Origin of the sequence: Hydrogenoanaerobacterium sp. (assembly GCF_032017025.1) — a bacterium.
GTDB lineage: Bacteria > Bacillota > Clostridia > Oscillospirales > Ruminococcaceae > Hydrogenoanaerobacterium.
In genome coordinates, this window is record NZ_DALZQO010000001.1 from 318800 (window position 1) to 343007 (window position 24208).

27 protein-coding genes and 1 other RNA gene are annotated in these 24208 nt (G+C 49.5%); 5 read left to right on the forward strand and 23 right to left on the reverse strand.

Translation table 11 applies throughout. From position 1 onward, the window contains the following. The 5 genes from RTV33_RS01470 to gdhA all read right to left on the reverse strand — a co-directional run. The coding region (locus RTV33_RS01470) for an amino acid ABC transporter permease (RefSeq protein ID WP_312640780.1) at positions 1–700 on the reverse strand (700 nt) is incomplete at its 3' end. Positions 701–782: 82 nt separating this feature from the next. Next, entirely contained in the window at positions 783–1613 is an 831-nt protein-coding gene (locus tag RTV33_RS01475) for an ABC transporter substrate-binding protein (protein WP_312640782.1), read from the reverse strand. Positions 1614–1734: 121 nt separating this feature from the next. Then, positions 1735–2628: an RluA family pseudouridine synthase gene (locus RTV33_RS01480; protein WP_312640784.1), complete on the reverse strand. Its 894-nt coding sequence runs from the start codon at positions 2626–2628 to the stop codon at positions 1735–1737. Between the two features lie 97 nt (positions 2629–2725). Beyond that, complete coding sequence (locus RTV33_RS01485) at positions 2726–3802, reverse strand: branched-chain amino acid aminotransferase (RefSeq protein ID WP_312640786.1); 1077 nt, start codon at positions 3800–3802, stop codon at positions 2726–2728. A 156-nt stretch (positions 3803–3958) separates the two neighbouring features. After that, positions 3959–5311, reverse strand: coding sequence for an NADP-specific glutamate dehydrogenase (gene gdhA, locus RTV33_RS01490; RefSeq protein WP_312640788.1), 1353 nt, complete (start codon positions 5309–5311; stop codon positions 3959–3961). Between the two features lie 283 nt (positions 5312–5594). On the opposite strand from gdhA, the gene RTV33_RS01495 reads away from it, so the two are divergent. Both RTV33_RS01495 and rnpB read left to right on the forward strand, forming a co-directional pair. Next, positions 5595–6032, forward strand: coding sequence for a zinc ribbon domain-containing protein (locus tag RTV33_RS01495; protein ID WP_312640790.1), 438 nt, complete (start codon positions 5595–5597; stop codon positions 6030–6032). A gap of 25 nt (positions 6033–6057) precedes the next feature. Further along, an RNA gene (gene rnpB, locus RTV33_RS01500) (RNase P RNA component class A) lies at positions 6058–6404 on the forward strand. Positions 6405–6480: 76 nt separating this feature from the next. On the opposite strand, the gene RTV33_RS01505 is transcribed toward rnpB, so the two are convergent. From RTV33_RS01505 to RTV33_RS01515, 3 genes are all read right to left on the reverse strand, one after another. Continuing rightward, on the reverse strand, positions 6481–7332 hold the full coding sequence (locus RTV33_RS01505; protein WP_312640792.1) for a YitT family protein: 852 nt from the start codon (positions 7330–7332) through the stop codon (positions 6481–6483). A 142-nt stretch (positions 7333–7474) separates the two neighbouring features. Continuing rightward, positions 7475–7741 (reverse strand): pro-sigmaK processing inhibitor BofA family protein, encoded by a 267-nt coding sequence (locus tag RTV33_RS01510; protein WP_312640793.1) that lies wholly within the window; start codon positions 7739–7741, stop codon positions 7475–7477. A gap of 91 nt (positions 7742–7832) precedes the next feature. Then, positions 7833–8090 (reverse strand): DUF2508 family protein, encoded by a 258-nt coding sequence (locus tag RTV33_RS01515; RefSeq protein WP_312640795.1) that lies wholly within the window; start codon positions 8088–8090, stop codon positions 7833–7835. Positions 8091–8258: 168 nt separating this feature from the next. Between RTV33_RS01515 and RTV33_RS01520 the strand changes: the two genes are divergently transcribed. Further along, on the forward strand, positions 8259–8426 hold the full coding sequence (locus RTV33_RS01520; RefSeq protein ID WP_312640797.1) for a hypothetical protein: 168 nt from the start codon (positions 8259–8261) through the stop codon (positions 8424–8426). A 50-nt stretch (positions 8427–8476) separates the two neighbouring features. On the opposite strand, the gene RTV33_RS01525 is transcribed toward RTV33_RS01520, so the two are convergent. The 5 genes from RTV33_RS01525 to ybaK form a co-directional block, all read right to left on the reverse strand. Continuing rightward, positions 8477–8926 carry a PTS sugar transporter subunit IIA gene (locus tag RTV33_RS01525; protein ID WP_312640799.1) on the reverse strand — a complete coding sequence of 150 codons (450 nt, stop codon included), beginning with the start codon at positions 8924–8926 and terminating at the stop codon, positions 8477–8479. Between the two features lie 28 nt (positions 8927–8954). Beyond that, the gene (gene nagA, locus RTV33_RS01530; protein WP_312640801.1) at positions 8955–10106 is read right to left on the reverse strand and encodes an N-acetylglucosamine-6-phosphate deacetylase; all 1152 of its coding nucleotides are present in this window, start codon (positions 10104–10106) and stop codon (positions 8955–8957) included. Between the two features lie 49 nt (positions 10107–10155). Beyond that, a complete protein-coding gene (locus tag RTV33_RS01535; RefSeq protein ID WP_312640803.1) occupies positions 10156–10818 on the reverse strand; it encodes a DUF6320 domain-containing protein in 663 nt (220 codons plus the stop codon). After that, positions 10805–12100, reverse strand: coding sequence for a hypothetical protein (locus RTV33_RS01540; RefSeq protein WP_312640805.1), 1296 nt, complete (start codon positions 12098–12100; stop codon positions 10805–10807). The genes RTV33_RS01535 and RTV33_RS01540 overlap by 14 nt, the downstream gene beginning before the upstream one ends. Before the next feature lie 185 nt (positions 12101–12285). Then, complete coding sequence (gene ybaK, locus RTV33_RS01545) at positions 12286–12762, reverse strand: Cys-tRNA(Pro) deacylase (RefSeq protein WP_312640807.1); 477 nt, start codon at positions 12760–12762, stop codon at positions 12286–12288. A 154-nt stretch (positions 12763–12916) separates the two neighbouring features. On the opposite strand from ybaK, the gene RTV33_RS01550 reads away from it, so the two are divergent. Continuing rightward, positions 12917–13810 (forward strand): radical SAM protein, encoded by an 894-nt coding sequence (locus RTV33_RS01550; RefSeq protein WP_312640809.1) that lies wholly within the window; start codon positions 12917–12919, stop codon positions 13808–13810. 39 nt (positions 13811–13849) lie between these two features. On the opposite strand, the gene RTV33_RS01555 is transcribed toward RTV33_RS01550, so the two are convergent. Beyond that, the gene (locus tag RTV33_RS01555) at positions 13850–14890 is read right to left on the reverse strand and encodes a DNA adenine methylase (protein ID WP_312640811.1); all 1041 of its coding nucleotides are present in this window, start codon (positions 14888–14890) and stop codon (positions 13850–13852) included. A 184-nt stretch (positions 14891–15074) separates the two neighbouring features. Between RTV33_RS01555 and RTV33_RS01560 the strand changes: the two genes are divergently transcribed. Continuing rightward, the gene (locus tag RTV33_RS01560) at positions 15075–16421 is read left to right on the forward strand and encodes an MATE family efflux transporter (RefSeq protein ID WP_312640813.1); all 1347 of its coding nucleotides are present in this window, start codon (positions 15075–15077) and stop codon (positions 16419–16421) included. Between the two features lie 38 nt (positions 16422–16459). On the opposite strand, the gene RTV33_RS01565 is transcribed toward RTV33_RS01560, so the two are convergent. From RTV33_RS01565 to RTV33_RS01605, 9 genes are all read right to left on the reverse strand, one after another. Further along, complete coding sequence (locus RTV33_RS01565; protein WP_312640815.1) at positions 16460–17092, reverse strand: precorrin-8X methylmutase; 633 nt, start codon at positions 17090–17092, stop codon at positions 16460–16462. A gap of 25 nt (positions 17093–17117) precedes the next feature. Continuing rightward, entirely contained in the window at positions 17118–18635 is a 1518-nt protein-coding gene (locus RTV33_RS01570; protein ID WP_312640817.1) for a cobyric acid synthase, read from the reverse strand. After that, positions 18553–19752, reverse strand: coding sequence for a phosphoglycerate mutase (locus RTV33_RS01575; protein WP_312640819.1), 1200 nt, complete (start codon positions 19750–19752; stop codon positions 18553–18555). The genes RTV33_RS01570 and RTV33_RS01575 overlap by 83 nt, the downstream gene beginning before the upstream one ends. Next, on the reverse strand, positions 19743–20807 hold the full coding sequence (locus tag RTV33_RS01580; protein ID WP_312640821.1) for a histidinol-phosphate transaminase: 1065 nt from the start codon (positions 20805–20807) through the stop codon (positions 19743–19745). Before RTV33_RS01580 ends, RTV33_RS01575 begins: the two co-directional genes overlap by 10 nt. Before the next feature lie 16 nt (positions 20808–20823). Beyond that, positions 20824–21792 (reverse strand): adenosylcobinamide-phosphate synthase CbiB, encoded by a 969-nt coding sequence (gene cbiB, locus RTV33_RS01585; RefSeq protein ID WP_312640823.1) that lies wholly within the window; start codon positions 21790–21792, stop codon positions 20824–20826. Between the two features lie 132 nt (positions 21793–21924). Then, on the reverse strand, positions 21925–22515 hold the full coding sequence (locus tag RTV33_RS01590) for a histidine phosphatase family protein (protein WP_312640825.1): 591 nt from the start codon (positions 22513–22515) through the stop codon (positions 21925–21927). After that, positions 22512–22904: a bifunctional adenosylcobinamide kinase/adenosylcobinamide-phosphate guanylyltransferase gene (locus RTV33_RS01595; RefSeq protein WP_312640827.1), complete on the reverse strand. Its 393-nt coding sequence runs from the start codon at positions 22902–22904 to the stop codon at positions 22512–22514. Before RTV33_RS01595 ends, RTV33_RS01590 begins: the two co-directional genes overlap by 4 nt. After that, positions 22901–23671 carry an adenosylcobinamide-GDP ribazoletransferase gene (locus tag RTV33_RS01600; protein ID WP_312640829.1) on the reverse strand — a complete coding sequence of 257 codons (771 nt, stop codon included), beginning with the start codon at positions 23669–23671 and terminating at the stop codon, positions 22901–22903. Before RTV33_RS01600 ends, RTV33_RS01595 begins: the two co-directional genes overlap by 4 nt. Further along, on the reverse strand, positions 23668–24207 hold the full coding sequence (locus tag RTV33_RS01605; RefSeq protein ID WP_312640831.1) for a bifunctional adenosylcobinamide kinase/adenosylcobinamide-phosphate guanylyltransferase: 540 nt from the start codon (positions 24205–24207) through the stop codon (positions 23668–23670). The genes RTV33_RS01600 and RTV33_RS01605 overlap by 4 nt, the downstream gene beginning before the upstream one ends. Position 24208 lies beyond the last annotated feature (1 nt).

Sequence of the window (24208 nt, forward strand, 5' to 3'; positions counted from 1 at the left end):
AACGGTTATCACTCTGCTCCATCCTCCTTTCAAGAATACTGATCAGCTTGCTGAGCCCCAATGTCAGCACCAAATAAATACAGGCGGCAAACATAAGGGGGAAGAAATAGTTGTAGGTTCTGGATGCAACGATGTCGGACGCCTTGGTAATATCAAGAATACCGATGTAGCCTGCAACCGAGGTCTCTTTGATGAGCATGACGAACTCGTTGCCCAAAGACGGAAGAATGTTTTTGATTGCCTGCGGTAAAATAATCATCCGCATTGTCTGGGCACGGCTGAGCCCCAGCGAGCGTCCTGCCTCCATCTGTCCCTTATCAATCGACTCGATACCACCGCGAACAATCTCTGAGACATAGGCGCCCGAGTTGATTCCAAATGCCAAGCCGCCAACCAGAATGCTGGAAATGTTGGTGGAGCGGAAGATGATGTAATAGATGATCATCAGCTGTAGCACAACAGGAGTACCGCGGATTACGTTGACATAGAGATTGCAGATGATTTCGGCCCAACGCAGCCTTTTGTTTACTTTTGCACTGTTTTTTACAAGAGCAATCACTACACCGATGGTAACACCGATGACAGTAGCGATGAGTGCCATTGCAATGGTTGCTTTTAAGCCGTTTAAAAAAAACAGATACCGCTGCTGCGCAATGATATTCTTATAGAAATCCTGCGCTATGTTCTGTAAAAATTCCAATGTTTCGCTTCCTTCCGTAAAACCTGCACAAGACAGCAAAGCGTTTCAAACGCCCTGCTGCCTTTGTAGGTGTATTAAGAACCTATTTGGATGTGTGGTTGAGAGTGAACTCTGCAATTTTTCCTTCATCCATCAGCTTCTGCAAAACTGCGTTAATCTGCTCAAGAAGCGCCGCATTGCCTTTTTTCACAGCCATGCCATATTTATCTGTGAACAGTTCCTGCTCGAGAATAACCAGCTCGGGGTTTTCCTTAACCAGTTCTTCTGCGGGCAGTGCATCCATAACAATGCAGTCTGCTTTGCCGGATTTTACATCTTCCGCTGCAGCAAGGTATTTTTTCTGCTGAATGAGTGTACAATCGGGGTAATCCTCGCTGACCACGATGTCGGCAACCGTGCCAAGCTGAACCGCTACTTTTTTGCCCTTGATATCCTCAGGGGTTTTGATGGCGGTGTTGTCTTTTTTCACTACCACAACCTGCTTGGAAGTTGCATACTCAATGGTAAAGTCAACTGTTTCGAGACGCTCAGGGGTAATGGACATACCAGCTACACCGAAATCGGCCTTACCTGCGTTGATCTCGGGGATGATAGAATCGAACGCGATGTCTTTGACGACAAGCTCTTTGCCCATAGCGGCGGCAATTTCCTTTGCAATGTCAACATCAACACCTACAACGTTTTGGCCATCGTAGTATTCGTAAGGGGCAAAGCCAGCCTCGGTTACCATAATCAATTTGCCTTCCTCAACGGTGGTAGCAGCTGCGGAAGAAGCAGCGTCGGATGAGGACCCTGTGGAAGCTTCAGAAGAACCTGCCGGAGCAGAAGAGGACTCTGCGGGTTTTGATGCACAGCCTGCAAATGCGGTAGCTGTCATCATTGCCACGAGCACCAATGCAATTATCTTTTTCATTATTATACCCTCCAAAAAATCATGTATCAATCGCATTTATTACTTGAACTGTTTCTTATTATACACGCAAATTACATAAAAGCAAGTGTTTTTTGCAAACTTATTCATTATTTTTTTGTTTTTATTCATAATCACTGTATATTCTTGCAGCTGTGAGGGCAAGTTTTATATCTTCTGCCAAAGGTGCGGTCGCATTAACCGGCCTGCGGCTGATAGGGCTTATAAAAGTCATACGGGCACAGTGCAGTGCCTGACGCGAAATAACCGAGTGATCTCCCCCATACATATCATCACCGGCAAGCGGATGCCCAATGGACGCCATGTGCACCCGTATCTGATGAGTGCGCCCTGTTTCCAGCCGCAGTTGGATGAGACTGAAGCCCTCTCCAACTGCCAGCACCTCGTAATGCGTAACAGCAGGCTGCCCGTTTTCATCCACCTGGCGCTTTGTGTAAACATCATTGATGCGGCTGATGGGTGCATCAATGGTGCCGCTTCGTTTTGCAGGCACACCATGCACCAGCGCAAGGTACTCCTTTTGCGCGGCATTTTTCAGCAGCGCCGCCGCATGCTGGTTTTTGGCCAGCATCACCAGCCCCGAGGTGTTTTTGTCAAGGCGGTTAATGCAGCGAAAGGTAAGCTCAAGGTTCTGCCGTTGGCAGTATCCCGCAAATACATTGGCAAGGGTATCGTTCTGCACACGGCGTGACTGGTGGCAGTTCATATCGGCAGGCTTGTTGTAGATGAGCACATCCTCGTCGTCGTATACTATGGGCACACAAATATCTGATATTGCACTGTCGTTTTCACTGGGCGGCATCGTAACCGAGAGGATATCCCCCGTTTTGACATGATCGATCGTCCGTGCGTGCACACCATTAAGCTCAATGCCCTCGGGGATGTGCTTGAGCGAAGTGATGAGGCGATAGCTGAGGTGCTGTTCCTTGCGCAGATAATCGTAGATTTTCATCCCGTCAAACTGCGGCTTAATCGAAAAAGATATCGTTCTTGACATGGTTCACAACCTTTATTTTATGCTGATAGACTGAAAAAAGCGACGGAATTTCCGTCGCTTTTATTATAGCAAAATTTCAGTGCTTTGCAATGATGGGTTACCCTTTGCATACCTCGTCCATCCAATTGTGGGTGTCGGGCAGCTTGCCATACTGGATTCCGGTGAGATTGTCATACAGCTTCTGGGAGATGGCACCAATTTTGCCCTCGTTAAAGATCATAACGTCCTCCCCTACCTTAAGCTCTCCGATGGGAGAGATAACAGCAGCGGTGCCGGTGCCGAATGCCTCCTTCACTTTTCCTTCGCGATAAGCATTCTCCAACTCTTCTACCGACAGCCTGCGCTCTGTAACCTTGTAGCCCCAGCCTCTGAGCATTTCGATGGAGGATTTTCTGGTGATGCCGGGCAAGATGGAGCCGACCAGCTCGGGGGTAACAATTTCGTCACCAATAACAAAAAACACGTTCATAGCGCCGACTTCTTCAATGTATTTGTGCTCAATACCGTCTGTCCACAGAACCTGCGAATAGCCCTGCTCGTGCGCAATCTCCTGTGCCTTCAAGCCCGACGCATAGTTACCACCGCATTTTGCAGCACCGGTGCCGCCCTTAACAGCGCGCACAAACTCGGTTTCGATATAGATTCTAACAGGGTTGAGCCCGCTCTTGTAGTAAGGGCCCGACGGAGAAAGCACTACCATGTAGAGGTAGCTTGCTGAAGGCTTTACACCCAGCTTTGGCTCGGTTGCAACAATAAACGGACGGATATAGAGCGATGCGCCGTTGGTGTGAGGCACCCAATCCTTTTCAATTTCAACCAGCTTCTCCAAGCCCTCAAGCAGCAGCGCCTCATCAACTGCAGGAATCTGCAGACGGTCATTGGACTGGTTTAGGCGCTTGAAGTTTTCTTCGGGGCGGAACATAAGGATACGATTATCGTCTGTGCGGTAAGCCTTCATGCCCTCGAACACGGTTTGACCATAGTGCAGGCACATGGCGGAAGGGTCCATCGGAATGGGACCATACGGAACAATGCGCGCATCATGCCAGCCTTTGCCCTCGGTGTAATTCATAAGGAACATATGGTCGGTAAAAATTTCACCAAAACCAAGCTTTCCTTCATCGGTTGGTTTTGCTTTTAACGTTTTAGCAAGTTCTAATTTGATATTGCTCATTTTAGTCACAACCTTATATTTATATTTCATTTATATTATTAACTCATTACTCAACATTTTAGCACTTTACTGTGTGACCGTCAAGCGCAGGTAACAAGAAAGGGGCGCTATTCGCGCCCCTTTGCAACAAATTGTAGTTGATTCTAGTATTGCTGTTTAGTAAGCTACGCCCTGTGCAATCATAGCAGCTGCAACCTTTAAGAAGCCTGCAATGTTAGCACCTGCCATAATGTTGCCCTCTAAACCAAACTCTTTGGATGCATCATATGCGGCATGGAAGATATTTTTCATAATGCCCTTCAGTTTTTCGTCAACCTCTTCGAAACTCCAGGAGTAACGCAAAGAGTTCTGGCTCATCTCCAAGCCGGAAACCGCAACGCCACCTGCATTAGAGGCTTTGCCCGGTGCATACAGAACGCCATTCTGCTGGAATGCGGCGATTGCCTCAGGGGTACAGGGCATATTAGCACCCTCTGCAACCGCCATAACACCGTTTGCAATCAGCTTCTTGGCAGAGTCTGCATCCAGCTCATTCTGAGTTGCACAAGGCAGCGCAATATCGCATTTTACACCCCAGATATCGGAGCAGCCCTCATGATACTCAGCACCCTCAACACGTTTTGCGTATTCGCTGATACGGGCTCTCTCCACCTCTTTAATCTGTTTCATCACATCAAGGTTAATGCCGTTTGCATCATAAACATAACCGCCCGAATCGCACATTGCAACCACTTTTCCGCCAAGCTCGGTCGCTTTTTGTGTTGCATAAATTGCAACGTTGCCCGAACCGGAAACGACAATGGTTTTACCCTTTACGCTATCGTTTTTCATGCAGCTGAGCATTTCTTCGGTGAAGTACAGCAAGCCGTAACCGGTAGCCTCGGTTCTTGCGAGAGAACCGCCAAAGGTAAGCCCTTTTCCGGTGAGGACACCGGTAAACTCATTGCGCAGGCGTTTGTATTGGCCGAACATATAACCAATCTCACGCGCACCAACACCAATGTCACCCGCGGGGACGTCGGTATCCGGGCCAATATGTTTGGAAAGCTCTGTCATAAAGCTCTGGCAAAAGCGCATAATCTCATGATCCGATTTGCCCTTGGGGTCAAAATCGGAACCGCCCTTACCGCCGCCCATGGGCAGTGTTGTAAGGCTGTTTTTAAAGGTTTGCTCAAAGCCAAGAAACTTTATAATAGAAAGGTTAACTGAGGGGTGAAAACGGCAGCCGCCTTTGTAGGGACCGATTGCAGAGTTAAACTGCACACGGTAACCCCGGTTTACCTGTACCTTGCCGTTGTCATCCATCCACGATACACGGAACATAATCATTCTTTCAGGCTCAACAAGCCTGTCGATTACACCTTTTTCAACGATATCGGGACGTTTTTCAACCACTGGCTCAAAGCTTTCGAGAACCTCGAAAACCGCCTGTAAGAATTCTGGTTCATGGGGGTTTCTTTTGCAAACACTGTCATATACACCCTGAAGATACGCACTTCTAAACTGCATGAAAATTCCTCCTATCTAACATCTGCTTTCAATTATAGTCCTTCTTAATAAAAAATGCAATAAGAAGTTGCAGTTTTTCATTCTCTACAATTCAAATTTTATCCTTTTTACTGATATGTTTGACCAATACACGTTTTCTTTTGCAGGATTTGTATAGATTTATTTCATATTTGACAGTGTTTTACAGTAAAAGTAAATTTTTGAGAAGTATTAGACAACAACAAACCGATATGGTATAATAAACTTCTGGTCAAGAATATTATTCAACTGGGGGAATTCAGAAATGTTTTGCAGAAATTGTAGTGCGGCACTTTTACCCAATGCCAATGTTTGTACACAGTGCGGTGTGCCTGCAGGGCAGGGCAAGCATTTTTGCCCTAACTGTGACGCGCCAACCGATGAGCTGGCAGCAGTTTGCATAAAATGCGGTTACTCGCTGAACCAGCCTTATAACACCTACACCGTTAACGGTGTTCCGGTGCAAAAAAAATCGAAGTTGGCGGCAGGCCTTCTCGGCATTTTGTTGGGTGCGCTTGGCATACACAACTTCTACCTTGGCTACACCAACCGCGCAGTCGCACAGCTTTTGCTGGGCACAGTGGGCAGCCTTGCCTGCGGCGTCGGCCCGATGGTATCGGCCGTTTGGGGGTTGGTTGAGGGCATTCAGATATTGACCGGCACCATTAATATGGATGCAAACGGCGTTCCCCTTGGCGATTGATTCGCCGCTAAAATTGTTAAAACTGCGAGCAAGCAAGATGGCAGCGTGCGTTACCGAAAGGTGGCGTACGAGGAAAGTCCGGGCTCCTCAGGGCAAGAATAGCTGCTAACGGCAGCCGGAGGCGACTCTAGGGATAGTGCAACAGAGAGATACCGCCGCGTAAGCGGTAAGGGTGGAAAGGCGAGGTAAGAGCTCACCGGCGCACAGGCGACTGTGCGGCCATGTAAACCCTATTCGGAGCAACACCGTGTAAAGAGGACGAATACGTAGCCCTGCGCGCCCTCGATAGAGGTGGCTGGAGGTGGTTGGCGACGACCATCGTAGATAGATTGCTGTCAAATACAGAACCCGGCTTACATGCTTGGTCGCATTTTTATAAAAGAAGAAAAGCTGTTCCGTTTTGCGGAGCAGCTTTTTTGTTTGCTGATTGTACTTTATTTTTTGCTCTCTACGCAACACCGCGAAAACCTTTGCCGATAATTTCACTGGTGTTTGTTATGAGAATAAACGCTTTGGCGTCGACCGAACGAATGTAGTTGCGAAGCTGAACTGCCTGTGCACGATGTACCGCGCAGAGAATGACCGTCTTATTCTCATGCGTAAATACTCCGTTTGCATCCATGCTGGTGGCGCCTCGGTGAAGGTTTTTCACAATAAAGTTGATGACTTCATCTGGCCTTGAGGTAATAATCGTAAAATACTTGCACAGGTTGATGCTCTCGATAACGGAATCAACCACCAGCGCCTTTGCCGCAAGACCAAGGATTGAAAACAACCCGGTTTTCACCCCAAACACGGCACCTGCTGCAATGGTGATGAGAAAATCGCTGAGCAGCAACGCCCGCCCGATATTGACATTGCTGTATTTTTTGAGAATCATGGCGATTACATCGGTTCCGCCGGTAGAAGCATCGATATTAAATAAAATTGCCGATCCGATTGCAGGCAGCATTACCGCAAACACAAGCTCGAGCACAGGCTCGTCGGTAAACGGGTGAGACATTGGAAACAGCCGCTCGAACACCCAAATTTCAGCCGAAAGCATAAAGCTGGCATAGGCTGTTTTCAATCCAAAACCCTTGCCGAATACCGCAAAGCCAAGCAGCATCAGCACCATATTCAGAATAAAAACCAATGTACCCGGGGAAAAATCCTTTAGCATAGATCCAAGAATGACCGAAATACCGCTGACCCCACCAATGGAAAAATTGTTGGGGAACTTAAAAAAATAAACTCCTGCCGCTACTATAAGTACACCCAGATTCAGCGTTCCAAAATCCTTTAATTTTGCCTGATTCATGTCCGTATTACCGCTCCTTTTAATCAGCCTATAAAAAAACAGGAAATGGATTCATAAAAATCCATTCCCCATTATACCCAGTTATACTGTTTGCCGCAAGCCAAAGAATCGGCATTGCGGCAAATGTTGTGTGGTATCCGGCTTACAACGCCCAAAGTAGCTTTAATACAAAAATTGAAATTACCCCGGGAAGCCCCAGAAATACGGCAGTAAAAAGTGTGCCAACGTTCACTAACAGCCCTACACCCGTAAAAAACGACGCATAATTAATAACCGCGAGCGACAGCACGCCCGGCACGGCGGTGCCAAGCAAACAACGAAACGGTTTTCCGGTTCGTGCATAAATCGCGAGCATCAGTATTGCAAGTATGATGCCGCACACCAAAAAAATTGCTTGTGTTGAACTCATGTTGTCACTCCGTTCCGGCGGAAGTACCGCACTTAAATTGTCATTTTATTTTCAGCATTGCCTCGCCGCGGGCATCCACAGTAAACTGCCCTTAAAGCGAAATGCGAATCCTATCACTGGTAATGTTTTGTTCCTTTGCTTTTTTAATTAGGAACTCGTAGCGTGCCATCAAGCCAATACGCTGGTAGATGAGACTATCAATCATATCGCTATCACCAATCATATTAAAACAGGAATCGATGCTATCCAACTGTCGGCGAAGCTCAATCAGCTCATCCTGCAGCTCTGTACGAGTTTTGTCAGGCTTTACTTTTCCTAGGGTTTTCAGTTTGGCCATTAACTCTGTCATATTATATCCGCCTTTCGTTTTATTGTATGCGGAAATGATTGGCAGTTATAACCTGATTTATACGGTTTAGGTAATTTGTTTTGCAAAAAGGAACGGTTTATTTCTTGCTGCTTCGGCATATAATAGTGCTGTGAGAAATGCAAGAACAGTAAAAGGAGGCGATTGTCTTTGGGCGAATTTCAATCCATCATCGAGCGATATTGCCCTGTTGTGGAGAAAAATGTGCCTGTAGAAATCTCCTATCAAAAAACGGGAACAAGATGCGAAAGCTGCTTGCGCAAGCATTTGTGTCTGCAGGAGCTGGGAGCCTGCTCAGGCTTCAACCAGGAAAACTAGGCAAAAAGAGCGCTGTCTTTTTTATAAGACAGCGCTCTTTTTATGTAAGGCTACCGTTCAAAGTGTTTGACCACGGCAATCAGCTCTTCCGGTGTGGTACAGGCACGCAAAGCATTTAAAAATCCATCCTGTATCAAAAGCATAGCAATCTGCTGTATCAGCAGCACATGTCCGTCCTGTTCGGGGCATGCAAACGCAACAGCCACGTCAACAGGGTCTTTGTCCCCCGCGCCAAACTCAACCGGTGTTTTGAGTGTAATCACACCGACGCACTCGCGGCCGATACCGCACTCGGGGCGGGCATGTAGCAGTGCAAACCCTTTTGTGAGCACAATATAGGCACCCTCCGTCTTTACCGTTTCGATCATCGCATCTACATAGCGCGGCTCTACTGCACCGCAGCGGACAAGCACCTCACCAGCCAACCGCGCCGCCTGCTGCCAATCGGCAGCCTCTGCACCAAGTTGTATCTGCTGAGGATGAAGCAAGTCAGAAATCATCTTGTCTCTCCTTTTATAGCGGCGATGCTCAGCGTTTGTCCATTACAATTTTCCCGTCGATCATGGTAAACACTACATGATAATCATCGTCAATTGCAATAATATCCGCAGCTTTTCCTGTATCAAGGCTGCCCGTCTTTTCAAATACGTCCAGCTGGCGGGCGGGGTTTTCGGTGGCATAACGAATGGCTGTTTCAAACGGAACGCCTATCAAATCAACTGTGTTTTTTACACCTTGAATTAATTTAAGCGTGCTGCCTGCAAGCGCGCCTTCTTCGGTGCGGGCAACACCGTTTTCAACAACGGTGGGCAGCTCACCGAGGTAGTATTTGCCATCGGGCATACCGCCCGCACACATGCAATCGGTGATGAGGATGACATCCTCGGGGTGTTTGCAACGGGTGACAATTTCCATTGAGCGCGGGTGAACATGGATACCGTCGCAGATCAGCTCTGTGGCAAAGCCATCTGTGGTAAGCGATGCACCTAAAATTCCCGGTTCGCGGTGGTGCAGCGGACGCATTGCATTGTAGATGTGGATGCATGCGCGCGCACCGGCCTTGATGGCCGCCTGTGTTTCATCATAGGTAGCGTTGGAGTGGCCAATTGCCACGGTGACACCATGCTCTTTGAGGTACTCGATTGTCTCAACCGCACCCGGCTTTTCGGGGGCGATCGCAACTGTGCGCACGTTACCTCTCGCCGCTTCCATCACCTCTTTGATGTGCTCAAGGCTGATGTCAACAATAAACTCCTCGGGGTGTGCGCCCTTCATCTGTTTATTGATGTATGGCCCTTCCAGGAAAATACCCGCAATCTTAGCACCGCCAACTCCGCGGTCTTTGCAATTAGCAACCGTTTCTACCGCTTTTTTCGTACGTTCGAGCGATGAGGTGACGGTGGTTGGGAAGAATGTGGTGACACCGACGGTTGCAAGGTAATCAGACATACCCTCGATCGATTCCTCTTTGCAATCCATGGTGTCAAAGCCGTTGCCGCCATGCATATGGGTATCAATCAAACCGGGCAATACGCGGTAGCCGGTAAGGTCGATCACTTCGCCGTCGGCGGGGATACCGCTGAGAAGTACATTTTCAATTGCAGTTCCTTTGACCTGAATCGCGGCCGGACGCAGCTTGCGGTCATAATAAATTTGGTCACTTTTGATAATATAGGACATTTCTTAACCTCCCTGACGGCAAAAGCCGTTTTAATGCAATTTACACACACTAGAAATGGAAGCGCTTTTTCAGCTCGTGACGTGTTTTGCGTGCAGTGAAAAAGATGATGCCTAAAATGGTAAGCCCCGAGTAAGCAGCCCCTACAATGCTGGTCCATGCAACGGTGCTTTTGCTGAATAGAGACACCAACGATACCACAATGCCAAGCACCGAAATGCCAAGCTGGTACAGAATATAGTCGCGAAAGCGCTTAGGACGGAACAGCAGTACGACACTCATTAGCCCGGCGGCAGAGATTAACACAAAGGGGATCACGTAGTTGGTGCTCCACTGGTAATAGCCCGTCGCCGAATCGATGGCAAAGGAAAGAAACGAAATGCCGAAAATTTGAATCAGCGCGAGCAAGCCGATGTTTCGGCGTGACTTTTTAATAAAGCGTATGCTCAGCCACAAATAGAGCAGCCCTACCGCTACAATCACCGACCAGTGCATCGTCTTTGAAGTAAAAATGTCTATGATAACACAGGCAGTCACCACCACTACGGATAAAAAAATCAGCAGCTTGGTAAACTTTTTGGCCTCCGGTGTAGCGGGAGCCGTTGGGAAGTCCCGCTCAAAACGCTCGTCACGAGGGCTTAATTCGCTGTCACAAAGCGGGCAGCAGCGCAAATCATTCTGAATCGTCACCTTGCAGTTTTCACAATATTTCATCTTCGTCCCCCTTGTTGCCAGCAATCTGTACATCCAGCCCTTTTTCCGCGAGGAAACGGAAGAAATACCGCTCCACGTCCTTGTCCTCCATCCCCGATACAAACGACACTGTCATGTAATCGCGAAGCGAGCACAGGCATACCTTAAAGCACTGGTGCTTTGTGAGGTTGTTGAGCGACTCAAAGCGCTCCACAAACGGCAGCTGCTCCTGAGGCAGCTTAATCTGCCCCAGGTTGGAGATAGTGCTGGTGTAGCCCTTCTCCCCCCTGCTGTAAATGGCGCGCAGAAGAATGTTTTTAAGAAACAACGGGATAAAGCGAATAGCGAGATTGCGCTCGGCATTTACGTTATAGGCAATTCTTTCTGTGAGGTTCTCTACCTTAAGCGCATCCTTCATCTGATGTGAGATGCTTTCCAGCACCTGTTCAAAGGTATAATCTTGCTCGTAAAAATTAAGCGATACCGTTACAAACGAGAAAAAGTTGCGGATGGTGTTGGATTGAAAAAAGCCGCGCAGATTGACCGGTACCGAAAATACAATGGGTTTATCCTCGGCATAATATTTATAATTGTTTTGATAAATCGAATACATCAGCAGCGAAGTGAGGTACACCGTGACGGTAACCCCCGCCGCCTTGGCAAGCGCAACAACACCCATTGTGGGCAAAATCCCCTGCGTTACATCCACACGCTCACCAAAATAGCGTGTCCCCTTCATCTGGTACGCAGGCACCACCTTAGGGGATTTGGAGCGCTTGCTGCCCTTACGCAGGCGCAAAAAGCTGTCTTCATCCAGCGCATGCTGCGAAAAACCGGTTTCTGCAATCAGCTCATTCACGGTTATAACATCGGGGTGGCACTGCTTGAGGTAAAAGTAAACGATACTTTTGAGCAGCACCATCGCACCTGCACCGTCGGTAAGCGCATGAAATATCTCAAGGTTAATTTTTCTGCCATAATAGGTGACGCGGAACATAAAACCGTTGCTTTGCCGCTTATCGATACGTCGCAGAGGATAGGTGCTATCTTCCACGATGATGGGCGACTGAAAGTTTCTCTCCCAGTAATACCAGAACAGGCCCTTGCGCAGCTTAACGTGAAAGGTTGGCAATTCTGCAAGCGCCTTTTCTACGGCTGCAGTGAGGATGGAGGGGGCGATTTCATCGACTAGCTTGGCGGTGATGCGAAACACACTGGAGTTGCTGGAACTTCGCACTGCGGGGAAAACCTTTGCAGCGTTATCCAGCCTGTGCCAGTAATATTCTTCCTTTTGTTTGCTCATTGCGTGTTCGTGCTCCTCTGCCGTGTTTTCTACTGCTTATTATACTACACTTTGTATCCGCTTAAAAGTCAAGTTTTATATTATGGCTCTTCGCCGCATTTTGCTTGCCAGAGCATGGCATGGGTGAGTACCTCTATATCAGCGCGATAGGCAGTGCTGCTACCATTAGCCACCGTACGGTACAGTCAGTCCGTCAGTTGATCAAATTTACCACCGATGAGGGCAGCGAGCGCCTGCGGTGCAAGCTCCACCTGATAACCGATTTTGCCCGCACTCACAACAATGTTTTGCTGGCTCAGCGCAGAAGAATCAAATACCGTCGTAAACTGTTTTTTCATCCCGATTGGGGAACAACCACCGCGAATGTAACCCGTGATTTTATTGATGTCACTGACTTGAACCATCTCAACCGATTTTTCTCCCACCGATTTGGCACACTTTTTGAGATTCAGCTCTTTGGCAACAGGGATAACAAATACATAGAAATCTCTGCCCGTGCCCTTTGTTACTAGAGTTTTAAATACCGTATCGGGGTTTTGCCCCAGTTTTTTTGCAACGCTTTCTCCGTCAATGCAGCCGTCGCTGTGATCGTAGCTATGAGCGATGTAAGGAATTTTTTCTTTATCTAAAATGCGCATAACATTTGTTTTAAACTCTGCCATTTTGATTCCTCCAATATAAAAAGATTATAGCACGATTCGTGCGGTATATCCACCCAAATACTGCATAAGTTCTATTGACAAGCTGGCAATTCGGTGGTAATATTTTTAAATTTAAAAGCAAATATTATTCTAATAGAATTGAGGAAATTCCGCTATGAGCCTTTGTAATCTTTGCCCCCGCGCATGTAACATACAGCGACGAGAAACACAAAACAGCAATGGGCAGCTTGGTATTTGCGGTATGGGGCAGCTGCCTGTAGTGGCACGCGCCGGTATTCATAACTGGGAGGAGCCGTGCATCAGCGGTACTCGCGGCAGCGGAACCGTATTTTTCAGCGGATGTAGCCTGAAATGCTGTTTTTGCCAGAATTACAGCATCAGCACACAGGGGCATGGCAAAGAGGTTCCCATCGCGCGCCTGCGCGAAATCTATCAAGAACTGATTGAGCAAGGTGTGCACAACATCAATTTGGTAACGCCGTCGCATTTTATCGAGGCGGTATCAGAAAGCCTGAGTGAGCCGCTGCCCGTACCGGTGGTGTACAACAGCAGCGGCTACGAGAGTGTAAATGCACTGAAGCTGCTGGAGGGCAAAGTGCAGATTTACCTGCCCGACCTAAAGTACTCCGACAACACCTGCGCTCTGCGATACTCGAAGACCCCTGGCTATTACGAAACCGCAACCGCAGCAATTCGCGAAATGCACCGTCAGGTTGGAAATTACTATATAAACAGCAATGGCATACTGCAAAGCGGTGTAATGATACGCCACATGGTTTTACCAAACAACATTGATAATACGCTGGGTGTTATCGACTGGGTGGCGGACAACTTTAAAAAGGGCGAGGTGCTGTTTAGCCTGATGTGCCAGTATGTTCCCTGCGGAAAAGCGGCAGATTACCCTGAGATTAACCGAGTGCTCACGCCGGAAGAATACGAGCGAGTGGAGAGCTACCTGTTTTACAGCGGGATTGAGGACGGTTTTTTGCAGGAGCAGGAGGCGGCAAGCAGCGAGTTTATCCCCGATTTTGATTTAAGTGGAGTATGATAAAAACCCGAAGTGGGCAGGTGCCTCACTTCGGGTTTTTTAAATGTTTTTTACAAGGATATGCAGATACTCGGTAGTAACTTTGTCTTTGTGCGGGCGGTTCTCATCGCTGTCCGCCTTAAAGCGGCGGTAGCTCTGCATACGCACGCTGTAGCTGCCGTAGCGGCTCATAATATCCTTAATTTTATCAAGTGGCATAAGCCCCTCGTTGTTGTAACTCAAAAATATATAGCGAAAATTGGCAGCGGCAATCAGGTTTTCGAATGCGGTAAATACGTGGCGTGAAGAACAGAACCTGCTTTTGTGCTGGTCGGTGCGTACGCCTGTTTTCCCCCGAATAATGGGGCTGTCACCACGCGCAATGGTTTCAAGCATATGGTAGTTTGAGCTGTACTGGCGTGCATTGTAGGGCGGGTCAAGGTATAAAATATCCCCCGAAAGCATATTAACAAGGCTTTCTGCGTCACAATTATAAACCTGATATTTACCATTTCCTGTTACAATGGGCATTGGGGTAAGTACAACCTCACGCTGTGCGGTTTTTTTAAGGCGTTTGAGAAACGAACCGTATACCGACGCAGTATTGGCATATTTATCAATGGATGTGAGCAGGCTTGCAAGCAAAAAGAAATATTCATCCAACGTAATTTTACCCATCTGCCACTTCCGTTCCAGCTCCATGCGCATACCGTCGCACTTTGCTGCATTGTAATCAGAAAAATAACAGCGGGGCTGGTCGTGCAGCCGGGTGCCGCCGAGAGAATAATTGCGATAGATAAAGCCTTCGGTGCACTCTGATGCACTGAGCCGTTCGCAAAGCCGTATAGCACGCTCGTGCGTAATCCCGTTTCCGCCTGCAATAAGATGACGGCACAATACATAGCTGTAATACTGCAAATCGTTGGCGGTGACGTTACAGCCCAACTCCTTTGCCGCCGCCGCCACTATGCCGGTACCTGCAAACAGGTCGGCAAAATGCAGCTGCTGCGGTGGACGGTTGTCACCGTTGGCTGTCAGCGTTTCACGTATGCTTGTTTTTAAGAAATCTATCAGAGTAAGCTTGGAGCCAATATAATTCATAAAAACTCCTCATTTAACGTCATTGTCTGCAGGTTTTGTAAAGCCTATTATACAACAAAGCACGATAAAAAGCCAATGCCTATTGAAAAGCCACTTTACGGGTGTTATAATAAGTGACTGTTGTGCCTTTTACAGGCACAAAAATTAGAATTACCGCCGCTGTTATAAAAGGAGTTTCGATTGTATGACCGCCACCATCGATAAAAAGTTTTATTCTTCCATCTACACAATCGCCATGCCAATCGCACTGCAAAACATTATTTCGTTCAGCGTAAACCTGATGGATACAGTGATGCTGGGCAAGCTGGGTGAGGTGGCGCTTTCAGCCTCTGCCCTGGCAAACCAGATGTTCTTTATCTTTAACGTAGTTTGTTTTGGCGTGGCAAGCGGTGCAATTGTTTTGGCCAGCCAGTATTGGGGCAAACAGGATACCGTTGCAATACAAAAAATTACAGGGCTGGCAGTAAAGATTATCATAGGCTTTTCACTGTTGTTCACCTTGATTGTTGTATTGTTCCCCACGCAGATTATGAGCATTTTTTCGCCCGACCGCGAGGTGGTTGAGGCCGGCGCAAGGTATTTGCGTGTGGTGGCGTTTTCGTATACCACGGGCGGCATCAGCGCAACTATTTTAATGGTGCTGCGCAGTGTAGAGACGGTTAAAATCTCTGTTCTCATCTATTCTGTTTCGTTTTGTGTCAATGTGTTCTTCAACTATATCTTTATCTTCGGTAAATTCGGTGCGCCGGAATTGGGCGTTACCGGTGCAGCGGTAGGCACCGTAATTGCGCGTGTATCCGAATGTATTATCCTTGTTTTTTACTTAAAATTTTTTGAGAAAAAAATTTGCTATAAGCTGCGCACGCTGTTTTCACACGATAAAGTTTTGATGCAGGATCTCATCCGCTACGGCATGCCGGTTATGATAAACGAGTTTTTGTGGGCAGTTGGCGTTTCGATGCACTCGGTCATTCTCGGGCACATCAGCGCATCGGTAGTGGCTGCGAACAGTATCTGCAACGTGGTATATCAGCTTGCAACATCCTTTATTTTTGGTGTGGGCAGCGCAACAGCGGTAATTACCGGCAATATCATCGGCTCGGGGGACATCCCCTATCTGCAAAGCTGTGTCAAAAAGTTTAAGAAAATTTACTTTTTTTTGGGACTTGCCTCGGCACTGCTGCTGATTCTACTCAAAAAACCTGTGCTTTCTATTTACAGCGTTGAGCCTCAAACATTGGATTTTGCGAATCAACTGATGGTGGCATACGCGTTTGCCATCTTCTTTATGGCATACACCTGTCCGCTGATTACTGGAATTTTTCGCGGCGCGGGCGACACGCGGTTTGCGGCAGTGGTGGATATCGGCTGCCTGTGGTTTGTGATTCCCATCGGCGCTATTGCGGCATTTGTGTTCCACCTGCCGCCGCTGATTGTATTCGCTTGCCTTAAAATGGATTACCCGCTAAAAACCTTGTTTTGCCTGCTGCGCCTGCGCGGTACCAATTGGATACGCTCTGTAACCAGATAGAAAAACCCCTCTGTTTTAAAATAACAGAGGGGTTTTTGTTATTCTTTCGCCTTGTAGAGCAGCGCGTTGCAGACGGCAGCCGCCACGTTGCTGCCACCCTTGCGCCCGCGCGCCACAATATAGGGGATGTTCGTCTGCATAAGGAGCTCTTTGGATTCCACCACGTTTACAAACCCCACCGGCACACCGATGATTAGCTCAGGCTGAATCTGCCCGTCCATAATCATTTCGTACAAGCGAACCAATGCGGTTGGTGCATTGCCGATGGCAAAAATCAACGGTTTTTGCAGAGCAGCTGCCTTATCCATGCTTGCGGCAGCGCGGGTGGTTCCGTTTTCTTTCGCAGTTTGAGCAATATCCTCGTCCGACATAAAGCACAGCGCTTCACCGCCAAAACCCGAAAGTACACCTTTATTAATGCCCGAACGTGCCATTTGAGTATCGGTTACGATACACGCGCCCGCTTTGAGCGCGGCGATTCCCTTTTCTACCGCATTCTCTGAAAAGCATAAGGTACGGGCGTAGTCAAAATCGGCGGTGGTGTGTATTACTCGCTTGATGACAGGCTCGTTCACAGGGTCGAGCCGGATGTTGCCCAGCTCCTCACCGATCATTTCGAAGCTGCGGTTTTCTATCTCAGCGGGCAGCACCTTTTGCAGTTGAACTTTCATAGGCTTCCCCTTTCTTCTTCCTCATCTAAATACCACGGTCTAAAATTTCGTAAATCTGTTTCATATCAAAGGCTTTGCGCACACCGTCGGCAAGCAGGTCGTATTGCTTTTGCTTGTAGCCGGCGAGGTCAACCGCCGTCACCTTGCTGTAATCGAGCCCTTTGGCTTTGTACAGCGATGACACCACCGCTTTCGCAACCTCTTCGCTATCAAAGAAACCATGCATGTAGCTGCCGTAGATATTCCCGCAACATGCGCCATCGGTAAGTTCTACTGTTGTACCACCCACTGTGGTGACAGTGTTTAGCGCAGAATAGGTTTTCCCTTCGCTTGGTACGGTTCTGCCCATGTGGATTTCATAGCCCTCAAATGCAGCACCCGAAAGGTCACCCAATATACCCCCTACGCGGTTCACCGTACCCGAAGCCCGTGTGCGTGCCTTTTGCAGCTCAAAAACGGTGGTGACAGGCAGCAGACCAATGCCCGCCATACTGCCGCCATACTCAACGCTGTGCGGGTCGTGCAGCTCTTCACCAAGCATTTGGTAGCCGCCGCAGATGCCAAACACCGCACCGCCGCTTGCCGCGTGCTTTTTGATTTCGGCCTCCAGCCCGTTTTGGCGCAGCCAGAGCAAATCCTCCATCGTATTTTTGGTGCCCGGCAGCAGAATAAGGTCGGGCTTGCCAAGCTGTGCCACCGTGGTGACATAGCGCAGCGAAACACCCGGTATATATTCGAGCGCGTTAAAATCGGTGGCGTTAGAGATACGCGGCAGACGGATGACCGCGATTTCCACCTCGCCTGCAACATTACTACGCAAAAAGCGATCGGAAAGGCTGTCCTCATCGTCGATATCAAGATGCATGTAAGGCACTACGCCCAGCACCGGGGTGTAGGTAATATCTTCAAGCATTTTAAGCCCCGGGCGCAAAATCTCTTTATCACCGCGAAACTTATTGATGATGGTGCCCTTTACCATGGCTCGCTCGTCATCGTCTAGCAGCAGCAAAGTACCTGCCAGTGCTGCAAACACGCCACCGCGGTCAATATCCCCGCAAAGCAGCACAGGTGCCTTTGCCAACTTTGCCATACCCATGTTGACAATATCATTCTCTTTTAAGTTGATTTCGGCGGGGCTGCCGGCACCCTCCAGCACGATAATATCATGCTGCGCCGCGAGCTCATCGTACGCCTTCTTAATGTGCGGGATAAGCTCAAGCTTGCGGCGGTAGTACTCTACCGCACTCATATTTCCCCACACCTCGCCATTTACAATCACCTGCGAGCCGGTATCGTTTGTGGGTTTGAGCAGAATGGGGTTCATCCTTACATTTGGCTCAATGCCCGCTGCCTCCGCCTGCATCACCTGCGCCCTGCCCATCTCCAGCCCATCGGCGGTGATAAACGAGTTGAGCGCCATGTTCTGCGATTTAAAGGGCGCAACGGTATAGCCATCCTGCTTAAAAATGCGGCAGAGTGCCGCTGTCAGCAGGCTTTTGCCCGCGTTTGAAGTCGTCCCTTGTACCATGATTGCCTTTGCCATAGTAAATCAATCCTTTCAGGAGCGAAATTGCCTCTAAACCATTGTATGTGCCGAGATTTGCGTGCATAGCACCGGTATTGCTGTATAGGATAAACGGCTGCGGATCACCGTGGTGCTGCCCAGTTGATGAGAGCGTAGAATGGTCGGAGCAGACCAGAAATGCGGTATTCTGCGGTGCATGTGTAAGCAAAGGCGCAATCAGCTGTGCGTCAATGCGAGAAAGAAATTCGGCCTTGCCCTGCGCATCACGCCGGTGGGAAAGCTCATCGGTACCATTGATATGCACCAGTACAAGATCGTGTCTTTCTAAGAGCGAAAGTGCTGCCTGCGCCTTTGCACCGAGGTCGGTATCTGCATCGGCAGTAGCACCCTGCGGTGTTTCTACCGGCAGCCCCATAGCCAATGCAATGCCCCGTACAATTTCGGTGGCGCATACAGCAGCAGCCGAAATGCCATGCAGGCTGCTGAATTCAGGCAGCTCCTGCCTTACCGCCACATCCCACGGCAGCAGCATCTGCGTACATTCGGTGTGGGTATCTTTCCGGCGGGTTTGCCACGCAAATTCACGTAAGCTTTGGGCAAACTGGTTGCCCGTAGGCAACAGACTGTCAACCGGCTTACCCAGGTGTTCATGTGGCGGGTAGGTATGAATGCCCATCAGCTGCTGTGCCCCTCCCCCCAGCACAAGCAGATTTTTATACCCGCACATGGGGTGCAGGCGAAAGTTTTGCTCTGCTGCCTGTTGGCAATATTCTTTCATTTGTATAGCCGAGAGCCCTGTAGCACAGGAGCTTTGCAGTATGCCATTCGAATCGACCGAAACCAAATTGCAGCGGCAAACCGCGTCATCTTGCTCCACCGAAACACCTGCGGAAAGTGCCTCCATATAAGCCCTACCGGCAGGCAACTTGTTAGGCGGAACCCCTAACAGCGTTGCTATACAGGTGAGGCTGTCTACCGAAAAGCCCTGCGGCGCGGTGAGAAATGCACCGTAAGCCCCGTCGCGCTTCATCTGCCGCAGGTATGGGCAATCCGCCGCCTCATAGGGTGTTTTTCCGCCAAGTGCCTTCGATGGCGCATCGGTAAGCCCATCCAGAATCAACAGTATCATGGGCATAAAGCAACTTCCTCCATTGCGTGCAAAAGAGCGGTGTTATCCTCGTGCGATTTTACTGCAATGCGGCAAAACTCGCCCGAAAGCCCCTTGAAATTCTCACAGTTTCGGATGAGATAGCCTTTTACCTCCAGACGTTCACGCAGGCGGCTGACATGCGGGCGAAAAAAGATGTAGTTGGCGTGCGAGCCGTAAACCTTGCAGCCCAGCGCTGCAAGCCTGGCCTTTAGGTACGCGCGCTCTTCTGCAACAATCAGTTTGGTGCGGGCCAGATATTCCCGCTCACGCAGCGCCTGAACGCCTGCTGCCTGTGCAAGGTTTGATACTGCCCATGTCGAACCGCAAAGGTACATAGCGTCAAGCAGAGAACGGTTTCCGCATAGGCAGTATCCAAGGCGCAGCCCTGCCATCGCATACATCTTTGTAAATGCCCGCAGCAAAATAAGGTTGCTATATTCCGGCAGAAATTCATTCATTACGTGGTTCTCAGGTTCATCTAGGAAGTCACAAAAACATTCATCAAGGGCAAGCAAGATATTATGTTCCCTGCAGTGCTGCAAAATTCTAGTGAGTAAAGCGCGCTGAACAGGCTGCCCAGTCGGGTTGTTGGGGTTGCAGAGGAATAAAAGCTGTACATCATCGGTGAGGTCATCAAGAATGCGCTCGGTGAGTAGAAAATCCTCCTCTTCACAAAGCAGATGGTGCCGCACCTCACAGCCCGCCGCGGTAAGCGCCTGCTCGTATTCCTCAAAGGCCGGGGCGGTGACGACGGCGGTTTTGGGGCGCACCGCATAGACCAGACGGTAGATGAGATCGGAAGCGCCGTTGCCACAGAGAATGTACTCTCGCGGCAGCTTTTCGCTTTGTGCAATGGCTTCGGTGAGCTCACGGCAGAGTGGGTCGGGGTAGTTTGCACAGCCATCCAACGCGGCAATCACCGCATCTTTTACACCTGCGGGCAGCCCCTGTGGGTTGATATTAGCCGAAAAATCCACCACGCCACCCGGGTGTTTTTCCTGATGGGAATAGATGTCACCGCCGTGGATGAGCTTAGTCATAACGATACCTCCCAAATTACAGTAAGCAGATAGCAGCAAGCTTTAATGCGGTACATACCGCGAGGGCAATAACAGCCGCACCGTACATCAAACGGTTGGCAGCGGGAATATCTTCGTACGAGACAGGGCGCAGGGCATCACCGATGGTGGGTTTGTGGCAGAGCTTACCGAAGTAGTACGCGTCACCTGCAAGCTGTATGCGCAACGCGCCCGCGCAAACGCTTTCGGTTTGGGCGCTGTTGGGGCTTGCGTGGTTGTAGCGGTCGCGCTGAAAAACTTTAACGGCATTTTTAGTATCAAAACGCAGCACAAACGCCGCCGCTATCATAAAACATGCCGACAGACGCGCGGGAATATAGTTAACTGCATCGTCAAGCCGGGCAGCAAACCACCCGAAATGCAGGTATCTTTCGTTTTTGTAGCCGAGCATCGAATCCATCGTGTTGATGCCCTTGTAAAAGAAGCCGAGCGGAGCACCCCCGATGGCCAAAAACAGCAGCGGTGCTACAATGCCGTCCGAGGTGTTTTCGGCAACGGTTTCCACCGTGGCTTTTGCCACCTGAATGCCGGTGAGCTCGGCTGTGTCTCGCCCCACTATCATGGAAACCGCAGTACGCGCAGCGGCAAGATCGCCTTTTTTCAGCTCGGCATAAACCTTCATGCTTTCGGTTTTGAGCGACTTGGTGGCGAGTATTTGGTAGCACATCAGCGTCTCCAGCGCAAGGCGCAGGTAAGGGCTGATGGCATTCGCCGCTGCTAAAATTCCCAGCGGCACAAGAGTGGTAACAACAAGTACAGTTAAAACGGTGGTGGTACCGCCGCGGCGCAGCGAGCTTTCATTGCTACCGATGCGGCGGCGGATAAAGCCCTCTGTCTTTTCAATTAAAATACCAATCCATCGGACAGGGTGCGGCAGCCAGTGCGGGTCGCCAAAAATAAGATCGAGCACAAAGCCAAAACAAAGTGCTATGAGAGAAAGAGTCATTTGCAGTTCCTCGCAATCTGTGCAATTTTGTCTAAAACAAAGTTGCCTGTTTGCCCAAAGGGCACGATTTATGAAATGGTCTGGAATGTCGGCTGTGCGACAGATGGGGCTAGTTTCGATTAAAGCAGAAAGCTATATTTCAGAAAGAAGGGTAAGAGTTTTTCGCATATACCAGCTATCGGCGCTGAATAAGTAACCGCGCCCGTTCGCCGCATGCCACTCGTAAAAGCTGCGGTGTGGCTCGGCATAAGCACTCAAAAGTGCCATTAGTACGCCGCCATGCGCTACAACGGCAATTTGATCGAAGCCGTTTTCTTTTGCATCTTTTAAAACCTGCCCCAGCGCGGCGCGGCAACGGATGAAAAAGTCTTTTTGCGGCTCCCCATTTGGAACGTTGCTTGCACCGGCAGTGTCAATCCAGCGGCGAAATGCGGGGATGTGCTGAAGCTCATCATAGGTTTTGTTTTCAAAGTTGCCGTAATACTGCTCGCGCAAATCCGTTACAATGGTATGCGGCACAGCGTGGTAGATCATATCGCCCGTTTGCAGGCAGCGCAGCATGGGGCTGACATAAACATGCTGCACCTGCGGATAGATACCTTGCTGCTTGAGGCCGAGCAGCTCCTCAATGCCGTTGGTACACAGCGGACCGTCGGTGGAGCCGACATAACGGCGCTGAACGTTACCTATGGTTTTGCCATGGCGGATAAACGCGATATTCACACGCTCTCCCCTTTCAAAACGGTGGCAATTCCGCAAAACACACGCTCCACAAGTGCTGCCTGGCCGACAAGCTTACAGCAAACCCTACCCGTGACTTCGCGCCATTCGCGCTCGAAACGGTCGATAGGTACTATACCACAGCCAATTTCATCGGTGATGATAACCACATTGGGGTTATCTGCAAGCAGTGCATCCACATAGGCCTGTGGGTCGCTCCCTTGCCTAAGCAGTCGCTTTATCACAAGGTGCAAACTGTTGAGTATGATTATGTTTTTTGTATCCGAAAGGTCACAAGAGCCACCCTGCGTCACCTGCTCTTTGGGTATGTGCGTTTGCATCAGGGCATAATCCAACTTGCCCTGATGAGCCCCGCCGATAATCAGCCTCATAGCATAAGCCCCCCTGTAGCAACCGTTGCAGCCAACATTGCAAGCTCACACAGGCATAAAAACCAGCCTGCAAGGTCACCTGTAATTCCGCCGAACACACGGTATGAAACCACACGATAATAAAGAAATACCAATAATGCGGCAGCAGCCGTGGTACCTCCGACGATAGGGGAAATTGCTGCCATTGCCGCAATGCACATGGAAATAAAAATAAGCATTACGATGCGGACGTTCTTTTTCTGCGCGCCGTCTGAAAACGCGGCAAGCAGCCCGCTACCCTTTGCGCAGCGAAAGCTGACCACAGAAAGCCCGCTGAGAGAGCGCGATAGCACAGAGCCGATTGCGAGAATCAATAGCACTTTCGGGGTAAAGGTAAGCTCTGCCCAAAGAGCAAAACTGAGCAGCAGATAGGCGGTGCAGCCCATTACACCGAATGCACCGATGTGCGGGTCGCTGAGTATTTCCAGCTTGCGCTCGGTGCTCTGGCGGGAGGATAATGCATCTACCGTATCGCAAAAACCATCCAGATGGATACCCCCTGTGATGAGCAGCGGCAACAGTGTGCAAATGGCAGCGCGCAAAATAACCCCTGTGTGCAACAACCCTGTAAGCATTGCCCACAGGTAAAGCAAAGCACCCAAAACCGCACCGACCAGCGGAAAAAAGCACATGGCGTATTTCATATTCTCTTTATTCCAGTCGATACACGGCATTGGAATTTTTGAGTACATCGCAAAGGCGATAATACACGGCTGCAACAGCTTCATCTGCCTTCGCCCCCTTCATTTTTATGGTGCACTTGGATGGTGTAAACAACCTCAATCACACGCTGGGCATGCTGCGCCAAGCAGCGGTTGAGGCAGCCGAGCAGCTGTAGATATTGCTGTGTGCTCTCGTCGTAGCACACACCGTCGCCGAACACCTCGTTCGATACAACAATGACATGCTCTGCCTGCCTGCACAGGTGCCGAACACCCGCAAGTATGGCTTGCTGAGCCTGCGCCCCCGCGCCCGCCTCGCTGTAAAACTCGTTAGCGGCAAGGTTCGACAGGCACTCAAGCAGCACTGTTGCACCCGGCTCTACCACAACTGCTGAGAGGTTGGTGTAGCATTCAATGGTTTCAAAACCTTTGTGGGCACGCATTTCGCGGTGGCGCGCAACACGGGCTTCAAACTCGGCATCGCCTGTACCCATAGGCTGCATGGTGGCGATGTAATAGCGTTTGCCCCCACCGGCTATTGCCAGCCCCTCGGCATATTCACTTTTTCCGCTTGCAGAGCCGCCTGTCACCAGCGTAAGCATA

What these genes read in the sequence shown, in the direction of transcription:
- RTV33_RS01475 (WP_312640782.1), bottom strand. Translation starts at nt 1,613, where the DNA reads ATGAAAAAGATAATTGCATTGGTGCTCGTGGCAATGATGACAGCTACC.
- RTV33_RS01480 (WP_312640784.1), bottom strand. Translation starts at nt 2,628, where the DNA reads ATGTCAAGAACGATATCTTTTTCGATTAAGCCGCAGTTTGACGGGATG.
- RTV33_RS01485 (WP_312640786.1), bottom strand. Translation starts at nt 3,802, where the DNA reads ATGAGCAATATCAAATTAGAACTTGCTAAAACGTTAAAAGCAAAACCA.
- gdhA (WP_312640788.1), bottom strand. Translation starts at nt 5,311, where the DNA reads ATGCAGTTTAGAAGTGCGTATCTTCAGGGTGTATATGACAGTGTTTGC.
- RTV33_RS01495 (WP_312640790.1), top strand. Translation starts at nt 5,595, where the DNA reads ATGTTTTGCAGAAATTGTAGTGCGGCACTTTTACCCAATGCCAATGTT.
- RTV33_RS01505 (WP_312640792.1), bottom strand. Translation starts at nt 7,332, where the DNA reads ATGAATCAGGCAAAATTAAAGGATTTTGGAACGCTGAATCTGGGTGTA.
- RTV33_RS01510 (WP_312640793.1), bottom strand. Translation starts at nt 7,741, where the DNA reads ATGAGTTCAACACAAGCAATTTTTTTGGTGTGCGGCATCATACTTGCA.
- RTV33_RS01515 (WP_312640795.1), bottom strand. Translation starts at nt 8,090, where the DNA reads ATGACAGAGTTAATGGCCAAACTGAAAACCCTAGGAAAAGTAAAGCCT.
- RTV33_RS01525 (WP_312640799.1), bottom strand. Translation starts at nt 8,926, where the DNA reads ATGATTTCTGACTTGCTTCATCCTCAGCAGATACAACTTGGTGCAGAG.
- nagA (WP_312640801.1), bottom strand. Translation starts at nt 10,106, where the DNA reads ATGTCCTATATTATCAAAAGTGACCAAATTTATTATGACCGCAAGCTG.
- RTV33_RS01535 (WP_312640803.1), bottom strand. Translation starts at nt 10,818, where the DNA reads ATGAAATATTGTGAAAACTGCAAGGTGACGATTCAGAATGATTTGCGC.
- RTV33_RS01540 (WP_312640805.1), bottom strand. Translation starts at nt 12,100, where the DNA reads ATGAGCAAACAAAAGGAAGAATATTACTGGCACAGGCTGGATAACGCT.
- ybaK (WP_312640807.1), bottom strand. Translation starts at nt 12,762, where the DNA reads ATGGCAGAGTTTAAAACAAATGTTATGCGCATTTTAGATAAAGAAAAA.
- RTV33_RS01550 (WP_312640809.1), top strand. Translation starts at nt 12,917, where the DNA reads ATGAGCCTTTGTAATCTTTGCCCCCGCGCATGTAACATACAGCGACGA.
- RTV33_RS01555 (WP_312640811.1), bottom strand. Translation starts at nt 14,890, where the DNA reads ATGAATTATATTGGCTCCAAGCTTACTCTGATAGATTTCTTAAAAACA.
- RTV33_RS01560 (WP_312640813.1), top strand. Translation starts at nt 15,075, where the DNA reads ATGACCGCCACCATCGATAAAAAGTTTTATTCTTCCATCTACACAATC.
- RTV33_RS01565 (WP_312640815.1), bottom strand. Translation starts at nt 17,092, where the DNA reads ATGAAAGTTCAACTGCAAAAGGTGCTGCCCGCTGAGATAGAAAACCGC.
- RTV33_RS01570 (WP_312640817.1), bottom strand. Translation starts at nt 18,635, where the DNA reads ATGGCAAAGGCAATCATGGTACAAGGGACGACTTCAAACGCGGGCAAA.
- RTV33_RS01575 (WP_312640819.1), bottom strand. Translation starts at nt 19,752, where the DNA reads ATGCCCATGATACTGTTGATTCTGGATGGGCTTACCGATGCGCCATCG.
- RTV33_RS01580 (WP_312640821.1), bottom strand. Translation starts at nt 20,807, where the DNA reads ATGACTAAGCTCATCCACGGCGGTGACATCTATTCCCATCAGGAAAAA.
- cbiB (WP_312640823.1), bottom strand. Translation starts at nt 21,792, where the DNA reads ATGACTCTTTCTCTCATAGCACTTTGTTTTGGCTTTGTGCTCGATCTT.
- RTV33_RS01595 (WP_312640827.1), bottom strand. Translation starts at nt 22,904, where the DNA reads ATGAGGCTGATTATCGGCGGGGCTCATCAGGGCAAGTTGGATTATGCC.
- RTV33_RS01600 (WP_312640829.1), bottom strand. Translation starts at nt 23,671, where the DNA reads ATGAAGCTGTTGCAGCCGTGTATTATCGCCTTTGCGATGTACTCAAAA.
- RTV33_RS01605 (WP_312640831.1), bottom strand. Translation starts at nt 24,207, where the DNA reads ATGCTTACGCTGGTGACAGGCGGCTCTGCAAGCGGAAAAAGTGAATAT.